The sequence below is a fragment of the Bartonella sp. PS7NMGDW genome (assembly GCF_042193585.1).
Lineage (GTDB): Bacteria > Pseudomonadota > Alphaproteobacteria > Rhizobiales > Rhizobiaceae > Bartonella > Bartonella grahamii.
Genome location: NZ_JBHILX010000120.1, coordinates 1 through 647, shown reverse-complemented (window position 1 = coordinate 647; position 647 = coordinate 1). Strand labels below are relative to the sequence as shown.

The 647-nt window shown below is 44.2% G+C and carries 1 protein-coding gene; it reads right to left on the bottom strand.

Annotated elements, in window-relative coordinates:
* Positions 1-26 precede the first annotated feature (26 nt).
* Positions 27-647: lysozyme (locus tag ACFIKJ_RS09650; RefSeq protein WP_375670571.1), on the bottom strand; the 621-nt coding region annotated here is incomplete at its 5' end.

The following is a 647-nucleotide window of genomic DNA, read 5'->3' as shown; positions in this document are numbered from 1 at the left end:
CATCAGATTTCTTTTCATCCATAAGATCATAGACGATGCTCCTGAAAGCGTTTAGCAACAAAGAAAATACCAGCACATGCGGCTAAAATCATAATGGTGGCCAAAGCCCATTGGATGGGTCCATTTCCTGCTAATAAGCCTCCAAGCCCAGAAAAAGAACCAATAATCGGTGCAAGTGCTTCGGCTTTGAAAACCCCCGTTGGTGCTTGCGTTTCTACTGTTTGATAATTGGAGGAAACAAAAGCCCCTTTCGCCCATAAGCCTGTTTCTGCCGCACGCCGGTGTGCTAGACCTTCAAGACGCTTCCCGCCTGCTTTGGTCCATTTCTGTAGCTCGGCAGGGACAGCTTCATATTCACCTTGATTGAGCTTTTTTAACAGTGTCGAGTTACAAAAGGCTGTTGTTCCTACATTATAGCAAAATGACACTAACGCCGCGAACTGTTCATCTGTTAATGAAACTGTAACAGCGCGTTCAACGGCATTTTCAAATTGTCTTAAGTCTTGGCAAAGAAGTTCTTCTGCTTGCTTTTCAGTGATTGTCATGCCTTCGTAAATAAAAGGTTTTCCAGCACTGTTTGTATGTCCATAACCTATTGTCCACACCCCAATGGCATCTTTATAGGCGTTCAAACGCAAACCTTCCCA